The 16,621-nt window shown below is 66.1% G+C and carries 17 protein-coding genes and 1 tRNA gene; 10 read left to right on the forward strand and 8 right to left on the reverse strand.

Annotated features, from left to right (window positions below):
• Positions 1-4: 4 nt before the first annotated feature.
• Positions 5-1,204 carry a glycoside hydrolase domain-containing protein gene (locus QH168_RS14540; protein WP_280235173.1) on the forward strand — a complete coding sequence of 400 codons (1,200 nt, stop codon included), beginning with the start codon at positions 5-7 and terminating at the stop codon, positions 1,202-1,204.
• A gap of 54 nt (positions 1,205-1,258) precedes the next feature.
• On the opposite strand, the gene QH168_RS14545 is transcribed toward QH168_RS14540, so the two are convergent.
• A complete protein-coding gene (locus QH168_RS14545) occupies positions 1,259-2,206 on the reverse strand; it encodes a helix-turn-helix domain-containing protein (protein WP_280235174.1) in 948 nt (315 codons plus the stop codon).
• Positions 2,207-2,346: 140 nt separating this feature from the next.
• Positions 2,347-3,297: an AraC family transcriptional regulator gene (locus QH168_RS14550; protein WP_280235175.1), complete on the reverse strand. Its 951-nt coding sequence runs from the start codon at positions 3,295-3,297 to the stop codon at positions 2,347-2,349.
• A gap of 291 nt (positions 3,298-3,588) precedes the next feature.
• Here QH168_RS14550 and QH168_RS14555 point away from each other — a divergent pair, with 291 nt between their 5' ends.
• The gene (locus tag QH168_RS14555; RefSeq protein WP_280235176.1) at positions 3,589-4,098 is read left to right on the forward strand and encodes a hypothetical protein; all 510 of its coding nucleotides are present in this window, start codon (positions 3,589-3,591) and stop codon (positions 4,096-4,098) included.
• On the opposite strand, the gene QH168_RS14560 is transcribed toward QH168_RS14555, so the two are convergent.
• Both QH168_RS14560 and QH168_RS14565 read right to left on the reverse strand, forming a co-directional pair.
• A complete protein-coding gene (locus tag QH168_RS14560) occupies positions 4,065-5,363 on the reverse strand; it encodes a D-arabinono-1,4-lactone oxidase (RefSeq protein WP_280235177.1) in 1,299 nt (432 codons plus the stop codon). The two genes, QH168_RS14555 and QH168_RS14560, sit on opposite strands and share 34 nt — an antisense overlap.
• A 78-nt stretch (positions 5,364-5,441) precedes the next feature.
• Positions 5,442-6,116 (reverse strand): TetR/AcrR family transcriptional regulator, encoded by a 675-nt coding sequence (locus QH168_RS14565; protein WP_280235178.1) that lies wholly within the window; start codon positions 6,114-6,116, stop codon positions 5,442-5,444.
• A gap of 113 nt (positions 6,117-6,229) precedes the next feature.
• On the opposite strand from QH168_RS14565, the gene QH168_RS14570 reads away from it, so the two are divergent.
• Positions 6,230-7,726, forward strand: coding sequence for an MFS transporter (locus tag QH168_RS14570; RefSeq protein ID WP_280235179.1), 1,497 nt, complete (start codon positions 6,230-6,232; stop codon positions 7,724-7,726).
• Positions 7,727-7,928: 202 nt separating this feature from the next.
• Here the strand turns inward: QH168_RS14570 and QH168_RS14575 are convergent, their stop codons facing one another.
• Complete coding sequence (locus QH168_RS14575; protein ID WP_432421098.1) at positions 7,929-9,104, reverse strand: lipase family protein; 1,176 nt, start codon at positions 9,102-9,104, stop codon at positions 7,929-7,931.
• 320 nt (positions 9,105-9,424) lie between these two features.
• On the opposite strand from QH168_RS14575, the gene crcB (QH168_RS14580) reads away from it, so the two are divergent.
• The 7 genes from crcB (QH168_RS14580) to QH168_RS14610 all read left to right on the forward strand — a co-directional run bounded on the left by crcB (QH168_RS14580) (position 9,425) and on the right by QH168_RS14610 (position 14,604).
• Positions 9,425-9,853 carry a fluoride efflux transporter CrcB gene (crcB, locus tag QH168_RS14580; protein ID WP_280235181.1) on the forward strand — a complete coding sequence of 143 codons (429 nt, stop codon included), beginning with the start codon at positions 9,425-9,427 and terminating at the stop codon, positions 9,851-9,853.
• Positions 9,854-9,875: 22 nt separating this feature from the next.
• Entirely contained in the window at positions 9,876-10,232 is a 357-nt protein-coding gene (locus QH168_RS14585) for a DUF190 domain-containing protein (protein WP_280235182.1), read from the forward strand.
• The gene (gene crcB, locus QH168_RS14590; protein WP_280235183.1) at positions 10,229-10,591 is read left to right on the forward strand and encodes a fluoride efflux transporter CrcB; all 363 of its coding nucleotides are present in this window, start codon (positions 10,229-10,231) and stop codon (positions 10,589-10,591) included. Before QH168_RS14585 ends, crcB (QH168_RS14590) begins: the two co-directional genes overlap by 4 nt.
• A 47-nt stretch (positions 10,592-10,638) precedes the next feature.
• A complete protein-coding gene (pgm, locus tag QH168_RS14595) occupies positions 10,639-12,279 on the forward strand; it encodes a phosphoglucomutase (alpha-D-glucose-1,6-bisphosphate-dependent) (RefSeq protein WP_280235184.1) in 1,641 nt (546 codons plus the stop codon).
• Complete coding sequence (locus QH168_RS14600) at positions 12,269-13,609, forward strand: MFS transporter (RefSeq protein WP_280235185.1); 1,341 nt, start codon at positions 12,269-12,271, stop codon at positions 13,607-13,609. Before pgm ends, QH168_RS14600 begins: the two co-directional genes overlap by 11 nt.
• A 125-nt stretch (positions 13,610-13,734) precedes the next feature.
• Positions 13,735-14,433: a DsbA family protein gene (locus tag QH168_RS14605; RefSeq protein WP_280235186.1), complete on the forward strand. Its 699-nt coding sequence runs from the start codon at positions 13,735-13,737 to the stop codon at positions 14,431-14,433.
• 98 nt (positions 14,434-14,531) lie between these two features.
• Positions 14,532-14,604, forward strand: a tRNA-Ala gene (locus QH168_RS14610).
• A 249-nt stretch (positions 14,605-14,853) separates the two neighbouring features.
• Here QH168_RS14610 and QH168_RS14615 read toward each other — a convergent pair.
• The 3 genes from QH168_RS14615 to QH168_RS14625 form a co-directional block, all read right to left on the reverse strand.
• Positions 14,854-15,255, reverse strand: coding sequence for a hypothetical protein (locus tag QH168_RS14615; protein ID WP_280235187.1), 402 nt, complete (start codon positions 15,253-15,255; stop codon positions 14,854-14,856).
• A 57-nt stretch (positions 15,256-15,312) separates the two neighbouring features.
• A complete protein-coding gene (locus QH168_RS14620; RefSeq protein ID WP_280235188.1) occupies positions 15,313-15,573 on the reverse strand; it encodes a hypothetical protein in 261 nt (86 codons plus the stop codon).
• 351 nt (positions 15,574-15,924) lie between these two features.
• Positions 15,925-16,548, reverse strand: a complete 624-nt coding sequence (locus QH168_RS14625; RefSeq protein WP_280235189.1) for a dihydrofolate reductase family protein — start codon at positions 16,546-16,548, stop codon at positions 15,925-15,927.
• Positions 16,549-16,621: the final 73 nt, after the last annotated feature.

Genomic DNA, 16,621 nt, shown 5'->3' on the forward strand with positions numbered 1-16,621 from the left:
AACAGTGTCTACCGCTGTCGATTTCGCCGCACGTCTGATCGATCCCCGCGCCATCGCCGAGGCGGGCCACAGTGCCGTGCTCGCCTATGTATCGCCGTCGCGACCCGGCTCCGACTTCGGCGCCAAACCGATCACCAGATCCTATGCCGATGAACTCAGGAATACCGGTCTCCAGGTGGTATCCATCTGGCAGTACGGCAAACCCGGCCATCCGAGCGCGCCCTCGGATTGGACCACCGGCTACGACGGCGGCCATCGCATGGGCCTGGATGCCCGCAACGGCCACTTCGCCGCGGGCGGGCCAGGATACTGCCCGATCTTCTTCGCCGTGGACGAGGACATCTCGCTCGGCCAATGGAACGAGGTCGCCGTGCACTTCTTTCGTGGCGTCAACGATGCCATCGGCCGGGAATGGACCGGGATCTACGGACATTCCCGCGTCTGTGCGTGGGCGATCGAAGACGATGTCATCGGACGGACCTCCGAGGGTAAACGCTGGGCCTGGCAGACGAGGGCATGGAGCGGAGACCGGCTCGACACCCCGGAAGTCGTTCTCTACCAGCACATCATCGATACTCCGAGTAGTCCGGGCCCGAAGATCGACGGCACCTCGGTGGATGTGAACGACATTCTCGCCGCCGACTACGGCCAATGGTCGATCGACCGGACACCGCGTGTGGTGAAACCCGCCTACACCGAAATCGAACTCATGGGCAATTCGCGTAGTCCACGCGGCGGCGCGCGGATCACCAACTTCCTGCTGCACACCCAGGAGGGCAACGGTAGCGCCGAATCTCTCGCCGGATATCTGAACAATCCGAACAACGGCGTCTCCTACCATTACACCCTGCGCGAGGGCATCCTCTGCGATGTGGTCGACACCGATTACGCCTCCTGGTCGGTGCTCGACGCCAACAGCCACACCATCAACCTGTGTTTCGCCGGTTCCCGAGCGGCCTGGTCACGCGAGCAGTGGCTTGCCATCGATCACGATCTGCGGGTCGCCGCCTACATCGCGGTGCAGGATTGTCGCAAATACGGTGTCAGCACGGAGGTGATCGCCCCGCCGTACCGTTTGGCCGACGGCATCTCCGACCATCACTACGTCACCGTTCAGCTCGGTATCGGCAGCCACACCGATGTGGGACCGAACTTCCCCTGGGATGTGTTCGCGCAGTACGTGAACGAGTACACGAGCATCTGACCCGAACCGGACCGGCCGTGCCCCGGCGGGTGGGGTGGCCGGTCCGGTTCGGCATCAACCGCCGCGGACGCTGCTCGGCTTCGCGCCGAAGCGGTGCCGGAACGCGGTGCTGAAACTGCTGACGGAGCCGAAGCCGAGGCTCAGTGCGATATCGGTGATGCTGATGTGCCGATAGGCCGGGCTCCGCAGCCGCGCGTACGCGATCTGGAGCCGCTCTTCTCTGATGAGTTCACGCGGTGTGGTGCCCGCCTGCTGCAACGCCAGCTGGATCTGGCGTACGGACCAGCCGAGCGCACGGGCGATCGCCGCCGTGGCCAGGTCGGGGTCCTCGGCATGTCGACGGATATGGCGGCGTACGGTCTGCTCGATCTCGGCGAGATTCCCGGGCCCGGTGGGTGATTCACCGAGGATCAGCATGCAGATCAGATCCACGAGTCGCTCGGAGACGGCATCGAATTGGGTCGCCGAGAGGGTTGCCGCCTCGCCGTACAGGCCGGTCGCCAGGTCGGCGGCCACTCTGCCGAGGCCGACGGTCAGATCGAGCGGCCGACCAGGGGGTTCGATGTGGTTGAGTCGGTGCCGGATCTCGCGGCGCGGAATGGTCACGATCAACCCGTGGCTACCGCCGTGTACACCCATCCGCAGCGGTTGGTCGATGGTCACCAGACTGCTCGCCCCCGGTGTGAGCGCGAGGCCGGTGTCGTCCTGGCGGAGGTCGAATTGCCCGGTGAGCGGAAGCACGAGGCGGTAGTCGTCATCGGGATCGAGCAGGATCTGCCGCCTGCCGCGTGAGTAGACGATCGGATCGGATTCCCATCCGACGATCTGATAGTTGTCGGTGCGGCGACGTCGCATCCGGCCGTAGAAATCGCCCGTGGACGGGAACTGATACGACAGCCTGCCCTGGAACGAGTCGACCAGCTGCGACCAGTAGTCGATCCGATTACGCGGATTCTCCACCTGGGCCGTGGCCGCCTCCTCGATGGGCGACTCGTCCACCATCACAACGTCCCCGATCTCTCGTCCTGCCCCCGCGGCGTGCCGCACCGGCTCGGAGCGAGGAAAGCGAGGACAAGTCGCTGAACTCGTGGCCGGTCGCGGCACCCAGAATATCGTCGGGTGGGCCTACGCGGCCCACTTCCTCACCGACCGCCGCGCACGCTGCTCGGTGTCGCGCCGAAGCGGTGCCGGAAGGCGGTGCTGAAACTGCTGACGGAGCCGAAGCCGAGGCCGAGGGCGATATCGGTGATGCTGGTGTGTCGATAGGCCGGGCTCCGCAGCCGGGTGTAGGCGATCTGGAGCCGCTCTTCTCTGATGAGTTCGCGGGGCGTGGTGCCTGCCTGCTGGAGCGCGAGCTGCACCTGCCGTATCGACCAGCCGAGACTGTTGGCGATCATCGCACTGGTCAATTCGGGGTTTCCGGCATTGCGGCGGATGTATTGCCGGATGGTGGTTTCCACTTCACCGAGGTGGGTCGCCGCCGGTGCGTCGCCGAGCAGAAGCATGCAGATCAGATCCACGACCCGCTCGGAGACGGCATCGAACTGCGGTGCGGTGAGTACCGAAGCCTCCTCGTACAGCCCGGTCAGGAGGTCTTTGGCCATCCGGCCCAACCCGGTGGTCAGATCCAGCGGTCCGGCGGGCGGATCGGCGCGGTTGAGTCGGTGCTGGATCTCGCGGCGCGGAATGGTCATGATGAGTCCGTGGCTGCGGCTGCTCGCGCTGAATGCCATCGGGCGATTGACGGTCACCAGGCCACTCATGCCGGGTGCCAGCGAACCGCAGCCTTCGTCGCTCCGTACCGTGAACTGTCCGGTGAGGGGTACCACCAGCCGGTAGTCGTCATCGGGATCGGTGCGGACGTGCTTGGTGGCGCGGGTATAGACGATCGGGTCCGATTCGCGCCCGACGATCTGATAGTTGTCGGTGCGATGGCGCCGGATACGTCCATAGAAGTCGCTGGACGAGGAGAATCTGTAGCTCAGCTGTAGGCCCTGATACGAGTCGACCAGATCGGCCCAGTAGTCGACGCGCTCGCGAGGGTTGTCGACGTCTGCCGTCGACGCTGTCTCGACGACCGCCTCACCTACCATCACAGACTCCCAGGTTTCGTGCCGTACAGGTCCCGGCCTCGGCTCGGACCTGTGGAGCGAGGATAAATCGTCTCCAGCGATCGCGTGGTCCAGTCGCGCGGGTTGGTTGTGCGCCCAGCGGCAAAGTTCGTGCGTTCGGTGACAACCGAGCCGCGCGGGGCGTGGATAGATTCTCGATTGTCCGGCGTCCGAAGGGCGACGAGGGTCGCGCGGTAGGGGTTGTGGATGAGAATCATCAGTAGTAGGTGGCACTGTTTCGAATACACGCCGGTGGCCCCCGGGCCATGCGCGGTGGCGATAGAACCGGATGTGGCGGGCGTGGCGCGGACCTTCCACGACTGCCTGCTGGTGCATCTGTATGTCGAGCCGGGCGAGCGCGACGCATCCGGAGATGTCGTGCGTTCGGTCCGGCTCCTGATGGCGCAGACCGGTGCGGCATATGTGGTCATCAGCGGATCGCCGGTGCTGCCGGACGGCGCGGACCGATCGGCGATGGACGGTCCCGAAATGCTTGCCTATCTGGCGGATACGCTCGACCTCGTCGAGGAGATCGGTGAACGGCTCGAGGAGCGCGGCGAACGCGTGCATCTGCTGCCGTTCGGGTGGAGTCTGTATTGCGGTCGGGCCTGCTCGTTCGCGAGACCGTGTGAGGTCGCGCCCGAACTGAATCCGGCACGCAGACGTCCGCTGGCCTCGCCTACCCCGATCGGCGTGTCCGTGGCGCGGCCGTCGGGATGGGCGACGACGCGTTTGATGCCGCCGCGACGTCAGCCGATCGGGCCGAGCACGCGGTCGAGATAGGGATTGGCGAAGACACCCTTCGGATCGAAGCGGCGACGGACCTCGGCGAACCGATCCCAGTCCGGGTAGCGGCCGCGCAAGGTCTCCGCGGTCTGGAAATGGCGTTTGCCCCAGTGCGGGCGGCCGTCGAACCCGTCGAAAACCGCCTCGCAGGCGCGGAAGTACGGCTCGTAGTCCATGCCCTGATACATGTGCACGGCGATGTAGCAGGTGTCGCGGCCGCCTGCGGGGGACAGGAACGCGTCATCGGGGGCGACCCAGCGCACCTCGATCGGCATCGGTGTATCGAAGCGGGTCGACAGCTGCTTGATCGCGCGGATGGCTTCGGCCGAATGCGCACGCGGGATGGCGTATTCCATCTCGGTGAAGCGGAACAGTCGGGGTGAGGCGAACACCCGGTAGGACCGGTCCACCTGACGGCGGTAGCTGCCCGCATAGGCCGCGCCGCGATGGATCCACGGCACCAGCCGCGGCTGCCAGCGGCCGAGCTTGCACAGGGCATCGAAGGTGTAGTTGGACATCAGGACGTCGGCGAACCAGTCCACCGCCTGTGGGCGCGGCTGTTCGATGAGGTCGACCCGGTTGTTGCGTTTGGTCATCGCCAGCGGGCTGTGCGCGAACATGTAGAACTCGAAGTGGTCGTTACCGTCGACGTAGGTGTCCAGATCGTCGAGCACCTCCTCGACCGGCACCGGCCGTTCGATGCCCTCGAGGACGAATGAGGGCACCAGCTCGAGCGTCATCGCGGTGATGACGCCGAGGGCGCCGAGATTCACCCGCGCGGCCCGCCATCCATCCGGATCGGATTGTTCGTCCAATTCGACGAGTGTGCCGTCGGGGCGCATCAGCTCGACCGAATGGATTGCCGCGGAGAGGTTCTGCAAGGTGGCGCCGGTGCCGTGGGTTCCGGTGGCCGTTGCGCCGGCGATGGTCTGGACGTCGATATCGCCGAGGTTGGGGAAGGCCAGCCCGTGATTGTGCAGTGCCGGGCTGGCGGCGTTGAGCGTCAGGCCCGCTTCCACCCTGGCCAGTCCGCTGGTGCGGTCGACGTCGAGCACGCGATTCATGCGGGAGAGGTCGAGCAGCAAGCCGTCGGTGAGGCAGATATCGGTGAAGGAATGTCCCGAGCCCGCGACCCGGACCTGCTGTCCCGCGTCCGCCGCACGGCCGAGAAGATCTGCGAGCTCGGCTCGGTTGCGCGGAGCCTCGACCGCTACCGGCGCACACTGCTGATCGCCGGTCCAGTTCACCCACGAATTGGTCACATGTCCAACTGTAGGGGATCGGCTGTGACCTGCGCTACCCGAGATGTGATTTCGGCTGGGTGGGGAAGTGGGGTGGGGTCAGCGCCTGCGGCCGGTGCACAGGGCGGTCTTGGCGCATTCGACCTCGTTGTCGTTCAGCGGCGGCACCGATAGCGGTTGGCGCGGAACGAGTTCGGTGCGCACGCCGTTGAGGATGAGTGCCATATAGCGCCGCCAGACCTGATCGTTGACCGGGCGGGCGAACTCGGCCAGTCCGTCGACCATGTGGATCATCGCGAAGAAATCCGAGGCCACCACATCGGGCTGCAACAGCCCGGCTTCCCGCGCCCGATCGATGATGCTGGCGACGGTCGGCTTGATCCGGTCCCGCACGCGGGCGAACTGTTCGAGATCGTCCTCGTACTCCAGCATGACCGCGCTGAAGCCGCGATTGGTCGCCATATGCCGGCACGCGTACTCGAAGAACTGGACCAGTCCCTGCCAGGGGTCGGGGTGTCCGGCGCATTCCTCCGCGGTCTCGGCGAATTCGTCGAGGTGCTGATGGAAGACCTCGGAAATGAGTTCCTTCTTGTTCGCGAAGCGCCGGTAGACCGTGCCGACGCCGACACCCGCGCGCTCGGCCACATCGTCGAGGGTGATCTCGAGTCCGTGGTCGGCGAACAGCTGGCGTGCGGCTTCCACGATGCGCTGCTGATTGCGTGCGGCATCGGCCCGCAAACGCCGGGTCGGAGGCATGGTCGTGGCGCGATTCACACCCACATGCTAGCAAGCGTGGGGATTAAGTGGAGACAGTCCCTCCGTTACTGTGATAGCGTTTCGACAAACCGGAGGAACTACCTCCGTTTAAACTGTGAACGAGGGGCGACGTGACAACCACCATCGAACGCGGGGCATCCCCGCAGGAAAAGCCGACAGGCAGGCGTGGCTCGCACGCACTGCGCTGGTGGGCGCTCGCCGTTCTCGGCGTCGCCCAACTCATGGTCGTGCTCGACGCGACCATCGTGAATATCGCGCTGCCCGAGGCGCAGCGGGATCTGGGATTCGGTGACGCCGATCGTCAATGGGTGATCACCGGCTACGCGCTGGCATTCGGCAGCCTGCTGCTGCTCGGCGGTCGGCTCAGCGATCTGTTCGGCAGGCGCAATACCTTCATCATCGGCCTGATCGGCTTCTCGGTGGCCTCCGCGATCGGCGGCGCGGCCACCAGCTTCGAGATGCTGGTCGCGGCCCGCGTCGGACAGGGTGTGTTCGGCGCGCTACTGGCACCGGCCGCACTGTCACTACTGACGGTGACCTTCACCGAACCGTCCGAACGGGCCAAGGCCTTCGGCATCTTCGGTGCTGTCGCCGGTACCGGTGGCGCCATCGGTCTGCTGCTCGGTGGCATGCTCACCGAATGGGCGTCCTGGCGCTGGGTGATGTTCGTCAACCTGGGCTTCGCCGCTGTCGCACTGGTCGGCGCCGTGCTGCTGCTGGCCAAGCACACCGTCACCGAACGGCCCAAGCTCGATATTCCCGGCACCATCGTGGTCACCGCGGCGCTGTTCGGCGTGGTCTACGGCTTCTCGCATGCCGAGACCGACGGTTGGACCAACCCGGTCACCCTCGCCTTCCTCATCGGCGGGGCGGCCCTGCTGGCCGTGTTCGTCTGGCTGGAGACCCGCGTCGCCAACCCGCTGCTGCCACTGCGCGTCGTGCTCGACCGCACCAGGGGTGGATCGTTCCTCACCGTGTTCGTGATGGGCATCGGGATGTTCGCGATCTTCCTGTTCCTCACCTACTACATGCAGCTCACCCTCGGATACTCGCCGATCACCACCGGTGTGGCGTTCCTGCCGATGGTGGCCGCGATGATCGTGTCCTCCACGACCACACCGTCGCTGCTGCTGCCGAAGTTCGGGCCGAAGATCATCGTCAGCTCCGGATTCCTGATCGCGGCGGCCGGTATGGCCTGGCTGACCCGGATCGGACTGGACACCGGCTACACCACCCATATCCTGCCCGGCCTGATCCTGATGGGCCTCGGACTCGGTGGCGCCATGGCGACCGCGTTCCAGGGCGCGACGGCGGGCGTGCACCATGAGGACGCCGGTGTCGCATCGGCGACGATCAACACCAGCCAGCAGGTCGGCGGTTCGATCGGCACCGCATTGCTGAGCACCATCGCGGCCTCGGCTGCCAGCGATTACCTGGTCGGCCGCACACCGGACCAGCTGACCGTCGCGCAGTCGGCGATCGAGAGCTACACCACCAGCTTCTGGTGGGCCACCGCGATCTTCGTGATCGGCGCCGTGGTGACGGGGGTGCTGCTGCCCAACAGCGCACCCGCACCGGCCGAAGGTGAGCTGGTACTCGCGCACTGATCGTCGGTGCTCGGCAACGCCGTCCGTGAACTTCTCCGGTTCGCGGACGGCGTTGTTGTGTGCTCGAGCGGGCGGCGTTGCGGTGCGCGCGAGTTCGCGGCTCGATGGTCGCGAGCGCCGTTGTGTTCGGATGTGCTCGGGTATCGCTGGTTCGGGGTCGCGGCGGGCCGTGTTGCTCGACGACTCCGGGGCCGCACCGCATTCAGCAGTTCTGCGGTGGCGGTAGGCCCGCGAAACGGCCTGCGAGATAGTCGAGTGCGCGCAGTGCGCCGGGCAGGATCGCCGCGGAGTGATCGGCGCCCGCGATCAGATCCAGCTGCACCGGTATGCCCGCCGCGCAGTAGCGGTCGGCGACCCGCCGCACCGGCTCGGCCGAGATCATGTCCTCCGATCCGTGCCAGAGATAGAGCGGCGCGGATGGCACACCGGCAAAGGCCTCCAGGCTGTTGTCCCGCAGGATCGGGGTGGCGGTGGGATCCTCGGCCGGAGGTGTGGTGAAGACGTCGGCGGTGCTGAGACCGGCGGCGGCGTCGACGATCTCGTCCATGCAGGCGTCATCGATGCGTTCACGCAGCGCCACACCTGCCGGATTCAGCACCCGGTCCAGTGCGATCTGCTGGGGATATTCGCGTTCCAGCCCGACCGCCGCGGCGAATCCGAGGCCGAACAGCTGGTTCGAGCGGTCACCGAGATCCTCGGCGAGCCGGCCGAGATTCATCGGCACTCCGCCCGCGGCGGCGCCGACGATGGGTAGTTCGGGCGCGTATTGCGGGGCAAGTGCGGCCGCGAAACCGGTGGCCATACCGCCGCCGGAGTATCCGGCCAGCGCGACCGGGCTGTCGGCGAGATCGGCCGGTGCGAACCCGCGGACCGCGCGAATACCGTCGAGGGTGATGCGGCCACCCAACTGCGCCGCACCATAGGCGCTGTCGGGGCCGAGGTGATCCGGCACCGCGACCGCCATACCACGCGTCAGCAGCAGATTCAGCGCTCCGGCCTCGCGCATGGTGCCGTCGAAGAGCGAATGGGATGGTGCGCAACCGGTTCCGAGTGAATTGACGAACGGCTGGTAGGACACCAGCGGAAAGTTCGGCCGGTGGCCTGCGGGTAGCAGCACGGTAGTGACAGCGGTGATCGGCTCGTTACGGGAATTCGTGCTGCGGAAGGCCAGCTGCCAGACGGTGGCGCCCGCGAATCCGGCCGCGGGCATCGGCCTGCTGCGGATCACCTCGCCGGGTCGGTAGCGATCGATATCGGTCGGTGCCGCGTAGAAGGCAGCGCTGTCGGTGGCGGGCTCGACGACGACTGCCGACGGCACGGTACCGCCGACGGCCAGGACACCGGCGATAGCGATCCCGAGGACGAGGCGGCGTATCACCAGACTCGCGCGATGCGCCCGCGAATGCCGTATGCTCAATGTTTGCTCGGGCGCGGCGTGGCGCTCGGACCGCTGCTGGCGGCGCCGTATTCGAATGTTCCGCGGTGCCGCCATCACCGGCTCCAGGACGAGGTTGTCGACTGCGTTCGGTCTTCGATGAAGACCTTGGTCGATTCGTACTGCGCGGAGCCCAGTGTGTCAACGATCGGTGGCGCCCGCGCGGCCGTGCCGTCGGCGGAGGTCCTCGCTACCGCTAGCGTTGCGGTGAGCGCAGCGGCAATCATGCGGCCGCCACCGGGTCGGGACAGGAGGTTGGGGACGTGTCATCGCGGGCCGAAGCCCGAATCGCCGATCCGTCCGTGCTGCTCGTCGTCGCGCTCGGGGGCGGTCTCGGTGCGCTGCTGCGCTATGGTTTCGCCGTCTGGTTGCCGACGCGGCCCGGATCGTTTCCGCTGTCGACCTTCGTCGTCAATGTGATCGGCTGCGCCGCGATGGGCATCCTGATGGTTCTCATCACCGAAGTGTGGGTAGCCCACAGACTGCTGCGGCCCTTCCTCGGTGTCGGCGTGCTCGGCGGATTCACCACCTTCTCCACCTACAGCGCCGAGATTCGTACACTGCTCGAATCGGGGGCCATCGGTACCGGGCTCGGCTATCTCGGTGTGACGATGGTGTCCTGCCTGGCCGCGGTTGTGGTCGGCATGGCGGGTGCACGGTGGGTAACTGGAAGTGTGCGGAGGACTCGGTGAACGGCACGGAAGGGGGTAAGGGATGACCGATGGGACGTCTGTCTCCGGGCAGTGGGCGCGGGCCGCTCGGCTGGTGCTGTTGCTCGGCGAGGACGAACGGTGGCACCACGGACCGCTCTATCACGAGATCGTCCGTCGTGCGCGTGACAGCGGACTGGCCGGTGCCAGTGTGTGGCGTGGTGTCGAAGGCTATGGCGCGTCGTCGAGGATCCACACCACGAGGCTGCTGGACCTGGCCGAACAACTTCCGGTGATGGTGATGATCATCGACGACGCGGCCCGGCTGCGCGCCTTCGTCGACGACAACGCCGAGCTGTTCCCCGCGGTCACCGTCACCCTCTCCGCGGTGGAACTCTGGCAGCCGGAGGCGAGCCGATGACCACGGCCTTGGTGATCATCGGCGGAATGCTCGGTGCCCCTGCGCGATACCTCATCGACCGGGTGGTCTCCTCTCGCTGGGAATCCATGCTGCCGCTGGGGACGCTGACCGTTAACATTGTCGGTTCGGCGCTGCTCGGTGCTCTGATCGGGGCGGGGACGAACAGCTTGCTGCTGGCTGGCATGGGAACCGGATTCTGCGGTGCGCTGACCACCTTCAGCACGTTCGGCTACGAGACGATCAGATTGGTGTCCGACGGTGCGTACGGCTACGCCCTCGGCAACATCGTGCTGAGTGTCGCGACCTGCCTGGCCGTGGTGTATGCCGCCGCGTCCATGACCGAATGGCTGTTCACATGATCCTGATGACGAGCCGGGCGCAGCCGACCCGGAAGGGAGATCCGAGTATGGCGCACGATCGAGCCGGACGGCCAGCGCGGCCGAGCGACCTCGTGGACGTTCCCGGCCTGGTGACCGCCTACTACACCCGTGTCCCCGACCCGGCCGAACCGGCGCAGCTGGTGTCGTTCGGCACCTCCGGCCATCGCGGGTCCAGTCTGGACACCACCTTCAACGAGGCCCATATCCTCGCCATCACCCAGGCCATCGTCGAATATCGCGCCACCCGCGGCATCACCGGACCGGTCTATCTGGCGCGCGACACCCATGCGCTGTCGGAGCCCGCGTGGACCACGGTGCTCGAGGTGCTGGCCGCCAACGATGTCACGGCGGTGATCGACTCCCGCGACCGCTACACCCCGACCCCCGCGCTCAGCCACGCCGTGCTGCGGCACAACCGCGGCGGCGCCAAACATCAGGCCGACGGCATCGTCGTCACGCCCTCGCACAATCCGCCCCGCGACGGCGGCATCAAATACAACCCGCCGCACGGTGGGCCCGCCGACACCGTCGCCACCGATGCCATCGCCGAACGCGCCAACGAACTGCTGCGCGGCGGGCTGGCCGAGGTGCGCCACGGCACGCTCACACAGGCGATGCCGACCGTGCAGCGCTACGACTACCTCGACCATTACGTCGCCGACCTGCCCAGTGTGCTCAACCTCGACGCCATCCGCGGTGCGGGCATCCGCCTCGGCGCCGATCCGATGGGCGGGGCCAGCGTCGACTACTGGGAGGAGATCGGTCAGCGCTACGACCTCGAACTCGAGGTGGTCAACCCGCTGGTCGACCCCACCTGGCGGTTCATGCCGCTGGATTCCGACGGCAAGATCAGGATGGACCCGTCCTCGCGGTTCGCGATGAACTCGCTGGTGTCCATCAAGGACGATTACGACATCTCCACCGGCAACGACGCCGACGCCGACCGGCACGGCATCGTCACCCCCGACGGTGGGCTGATGAACCCCAACCATTTCCTGGCCGTCGCCATCGAATACCTGGTGGCCAACCGGATGGGCTGGGACGCGCTCACCAAGATCGGCAAGACCGTCGTCACCTCCTCGATGATCGACCGGGTGGTGAGCGTGCTCGGCCGCGATGTGCACGAGGTGCCGGTCGGATTCAAATGGTTCGTGCCCGGATTGTTCAGCGGCAGCCTCGCTTTCGGCGGTGAGGAGAGCGCGGGCGCCTCACTGCTGCGGATGGACGGCAGCGTCTGGACCACCGATAAGGACGGCATCGTGCTCGCACTGCTGGCCGCGGAGATCACCGCCGTCACCGGGCAGAGCCCATCGGCGCGCTACGTCGAACTCGAGCGCCGCTACGGCAGCCCCGCCTACGCCCGCATCGACGCACCCGCCACCGCCGAGCAGAAGAAGCTGCTGGCGGAGCTGGCACCGGACCAGGTCGCCGCCGACGAGGTCGCGGGCGAGCCGATCACCTCGGTGCTCACCCGGGCACGCGGTAACGGCGCGCCGCTGGGCGGCCTCAAGGTGACCACCGAGAACGCGTGGTTCGCCGCCCGCCCATCGGGCACCGAGGACAAATACAAGATCTACGCCGAATCGTTCCACGGTCCCGAGCACCTCGAGCAGGTGCAGGCGGCCGCCGAGGAACTGGTGGGGCAAGCTCTATCCAGTGACCGCTAGTTCGAAAGCACTACCCCGGGAGATCTGGGTACTGGTCGGGGCCGCGTTCGTCATCGCGATCGGATTCGGCCTCGTCTCGCCGGTCCTGCCGCAGTTCGCGCGCAGTTTCGGGGTCGGGTTCGCCGCCGCGTCGGCGATCGTCAGCGCGTTCGCCCTGATGCGATTGCTGTTCGCACCGATGAGCGGGCGGCTGGTGCAGAAACTCGGTGAACGCTGGGTCTACACCAGCGGGCTGCTCATCGTTGCGGTGTCCACCGGTGCCAGTGCGTTCGCGCAGACCTACTGGCAGTTGCTGGTGCTGCGTTCGGCGGGCGGGATCGGGTCGACGATGTTCACGGTGTCGTCGCTGGCCCTGCTCATCCGCATGTCGCCGTCCGATCAGCGCGGACGTATCTCGGGTCTGTGGTCGACCAGCTTCCTCATCGGATCGCTGGCCGGACCGCTGATCGGTGGTCTGCTGGCCGAGTTCGGGCTGCGAGCACCGTTCCTCATCTATGCGATCGCCCTGCTCGTCGCCTGCGCCGTCGTCCATGTCAGCCTGCGTCACTCACATCTGGCCGCCCCGGAAACCGCCGATACCGCACCACCGACCATGAGCTTCCGCGAAGGACTCGCGCGATCGGAATACCGGGCCGTGCTGTGGTCGAACTTCGCCAATGGCGCGGCCGTGTTCGGTGTGCGGATGGCGCTGGTGCCGCTGCTGGTGGTCGAGGTGCTGTCGCAGCCCGCCGGTATGGCTGGCGTCGCGCTGACGGTGTTCGCCGCCGGTAACGCGGTGGTGCTGTTCTTCTCCGGGCAGCTCTCGGACCGGTTCGGGCGCAAACCGTTCCTCATCATCGGCACCGCGGTCTGTGCGGTCGGCACCGCGGGTCTCGGCGTCGCGCCGAATATGCTCTGGTTACTGGTGTTCTCGTTCGTTGCGGGTCTCGGTTCTGGCATGTTCACCCCCGCGCAGCAGGCGGCGGTCGCCGACATCATCGGCCCCAAGGTGCGCGGCGGGCCGGTATTGGCCGGATTCCAGATGTCGGCCGATCTGGGTGCGGTACTCGGCCCGATCGCCGTCGGCTACCTCGCCGAACGGCTGAACTTCGGGGTGGGGCTCACCGTCACCGGCGGTCTGCTCGCAGTCGCCGCTATCGCGTGGCTGGTGGTGCCGGAGCCGATGCGGCGCGGTGCGGTGACCGTGGAGAAGCGGATCGAGACCGTCGACGACGAAGCCGATCAGCTCGCGGCGCCGTGCACCTGTGATGGTGGTCCGGGCGGGGGAGTGGCGACGAACTCGGTGCTCGAGCAGGTCGTGCACGCGGAGGGGGACCGGAAGTCGCGGTAGGTGGTGGGCGACCCCGCCGCTCCGAGTTCGCCTGATCGGACCAGCGGGTGGTGACCCCCTTCGCCCGCGACTCGAGGCAGAGTGGTCGGGTGAGCAATTCGCCGTCGAACTACACACCGAGGCCCATGTCCAGCAAGACCACCTACGCGCTGGGTGCGGTCGCGCTGGTTCTCATCGGGCTGGTCGTGTTCCTGGCCTATACCTGGATGGATGACGAAGCCGAGGTGCGCAACGACGGCTACGGCTCCGTTCGCGACGCCGCGGTGGTGGCAGCGGCCCAGCCCGACGGCGCGGTCGTGCTCGGCCGTCCGGGGGTGACCAAGATCATCGACGTCTTCGAGGACCCGCTGTGCCCCGCCTGCGGTGCGCTCGAGCACATCCACGGCCAGGAAATCGCCCAGAAGATCGACGAAGCCAAACTCGCCGTCCGCTACCGCTTCGTCACCTTCCTCGACCCCAAATCCGCCAGCGGCGACTACTCCACCCGCGCGACCGCCGCTCTGCAATGCGTCGCCGCCGACGGCTCCGGCCCGGCCTTTTCCAAGTTCCACGACGCCCTCTTCACCACCCGCCAACCCGATGAAGGCTCCGACCTCAGCAACGACGATCTGGCAGCCCTGGCCAAGGAATCCGGCGCCACCGACACCGCCACCGAGTGCATCACCACCGGTACCCAACTGGACGCCGCCAAAGTCAACGCCATCAAAGCCGACGCCGCCCTCACCACCCTCCTGGACGGCCCCGCCGCCACCCCCTCCGTCTTCGACGGCACCACCCGAATCGACGTAGGCAACGAAACCTGGGTCACCGACACGGCCCCCTGACCAGCCCTTCAACCCCCATATCGAGGCGATTTGGCTCCCGGTCCCCGGGTGGTGTAACTTCGTTCAGGCAGCCGGGAAACACCGGCGGCAAACCACTCGGGGCTATGGCGCAGCTGGTAGCGCACCACACTGGCAGTGTGGGGGTCAGGGGTTCGAGTCCCCTTAGCTCCACTTCAAGGAGTAGGGCAGACGTGCTCTACTCCTTACTCCTGTCTTTTCTGGGGTTTTTGGACATCACCGTGCGTTTTAATGGACGTCGCGATTGCCGTTCAGTGTGTTTTCCTCCCCGTGTCAGATCCGGGTTCATCTGAGGGTGTCGCGAGGCGGATGCTGCGGTCGTGTAGATGGTTGAGGATGGTGGTCGGGTCGACGGTGGGGTGTATGGCGACTTCGGTCAGAGACCTGCCGTGGTTGTAGAGGTCAGGTGGCTTGGTCGATTTGTTCGGGGGATAGGCCGCGTCGTCTCATGGGGATGTTGTTCCGGTGCAGGATCGCGCTGACGGTTCGGCGGTTGATGCCGAATCTGTCGCCCAGTTCGTAGGTTGTCGCGCCGGCCAAGTATTCCTGGATGAGGGTGTGGGTCTGGTCGGGGTCGAGTCGGCGTGCGCGCTGTCGTGGATGTCGGTGGGCGGGTAGCGATGCGGATGGTGGGTTTGTGTCATAGATCGTGTTGCGAGGGTCCTGGTCTCGGGGTTCGTCGGCTGTCTGCTCTCGTGTGAGCTCGATGAGTAGTTTTGCGAGCTTGCTGACATCGGGTGGGTTACGACGGTCGCTGCGTACATGGACCTCGGCCGATTGGGTGGTGTTGTTCGACGGTGTCATACGACTATCCTCGGCCGGGTTCATGGCGACGGCCACGATGTCCCTTGTGGGCGTCGGTTAGTTGGTGAGGTCGAGTTCCCATCCTGCGAAGTGTGCACGCATCGTGGTGATGGTGTTTTCGTCGATTCCGTAGGCGGTGAAGTCGCGGTCGGGTATCTGGCGCAGGAACGACAGGGACTCGGCGAATATGGTCGAGTCGAAGCCGGGGTTGTGGTCGGTGGCGATCGTGATCAGCTGCTTCTGCGAATAGCGCCCGCTGTCGAGTATTTGCCTCGCTGTCGAGATAGTCTCGCGGTGCCTATCGGTTGAACAGGGCATCCACCTTGCCGGTGGCCGCGTAGTCGGGGTGCAGGAGTCGTTAGGTCCACAGTCCCCACCGGCACGAACTGGACCTACTGACATGAACTCGTGCTTTGGTGCGAGCCGCTGACTAGTGCGTTCAGGATGGCGCTTGTAACAGTCACTATTGGCCAATTCGTGGCATCTGTCGATCGATTGACCTGGGCTTTTCTGGTTTGTCTCATGCTGTGGCCAGCGGGGTCTGTCTCAGTTGGATGGCACTTCTTCGGTTCGGTCCGAGTTGCCGTGCAGCGCGATCTGCTCGGTGGTGTCGGGGATGGGTTTGCCGTGTGGGGGTGAGGGTCATGGTGGCGCCGGACCGGGTTCGGTTCAGGATGGGTTCGCCTCCGAGGGGCGTGTGTCAGCGATGGTGGCTTGCGGGTGGGTCTGGTTGATCCGGTGGTACTTCATGAGGACGACTCCGGAGGTGAAGGGTTCGGCTGATACGAGCTTCAGTTGGGCAGGTGTTCGGCCCCCGTCGAAGAGTGCTTTGCCGTGCCCGAGGAACAGGGGGTGGACCAGGAGGTGGAGCTCGTCGATGAGTCCGAGGTCATCGAGGGCTCGGATTACTGCGAGGCTGCCGTAGACCACGATGTCGCCGCCGCCACGCTTGAGTTCGGTGATCTCGTCGGGATCGATGCGTTCGAGTGCGCGGGTGTGCTGCCATGGTGCGGTGTCCCCGGACGCGGAGACGACGATCTTGTCCATGTTGTCGACGCGCCGGGCGTAACGTCTCAGTTCGTCCGGCTCGTCGGGGTCGTGGGCGGCTTGTGGCCAGTGGCTGGCGAAGTCGGCGTGCGTGATCCGGCCCAGCATCAGGAGATCGGCGTGCTCGACGAGTTCCCGCTCGTATCTGTGCATGTGGTCATCGATCAGCAGCCAGTCCATCTCGTCCTGCGGGCCGGCGACGAATCCGTCGAGAGTGGTCCACATTGAGACCACGATCTTGCGCATCTTTTACCCTCCGTCGTAGCGCCTGTTTGCGTAATGTTGGCCGTGCCATCATTCGTACCGGTGGCAGGTCTTG

Origin of the sequence: Nocardia cyriacigeorgica (assembly GCF_029868385.1) — a bacterium.
In the GTDB taxonomy this organism is placed as follows: domain Bacteria; phylum Actinomycetota; class Actinomycetes; order Mycobacteriales; family Mycobacteriaceae; genus Nocardia; species Nocardia cyriacigeorgica_F.

Excerpts from the sequence above, each read along its gene's own strand:
- QH168_RS14545 (WP_280235174.1), bottom strand. The coding sequence starts at position 2,206 with ATGGTGGACGAGTCGCCCATCGAGGAGGCGGCCACGGCCCAGGTGGAG.
- QH168_RS14550 (WP_280235175.1), bottom strand. The coding sequence starts at position 3,297 with ATGGTAGGTGAGGCGGTCGTCGAGACAGCGTCGACGGCAGACGTCGAC.
- QH168_RS14585 (WP_280235182.1), top strand. The coding sequence starts at position 9,876 with ATGACCGATGGGACGTCTGTCTCCGGGCAGTGGGCGCGGGCCGCTCGG.
- crcB (WP_280235183.1), top strand. The coding sequence starts at position 10,229 with ATGACCACGGCCTTGGTGATCATCGGCGGAATGCTCGGTGCCCCTGCG.
- pgm (WP_280235184.1), top strand. The coding sequence starts at position 10,639 with ATGGCGCACGATCGAGCCGGACGGCCAGCGCGGCCGAGCGACCTCGTG.
- QH168_RS14605 (WP_280235186.1), top strand. The coding sequence starts at position 13,735 with ATGTCCAGCAAGACCACCTACGCGCTGGGTGCGGTCGCGCTGGTTCTC.
- QH168_RS14615 (WP_280235187.1), bottom strand. The coding sequence starts at position 15,255 with ATGACACCGTCGAACAACACCACCCAATCGGCCGAGGTCCATGTACGC.
- QH168_RS14620 (WP_280235188.1), bottom strand. The coding sequence starts at position 15,573 with ATGCCCTGTTCAACCGATAGGCACCGCGAGACTATCTCGACAGCGAGG.
- QH168_RS14625 (WP_280235189.1), bottom strand. The coding sequence starts at position 16,548 with ATGCGCAAGATCGTGGTCTCAATGTGGACCACTCTCGACGGATTCGTC.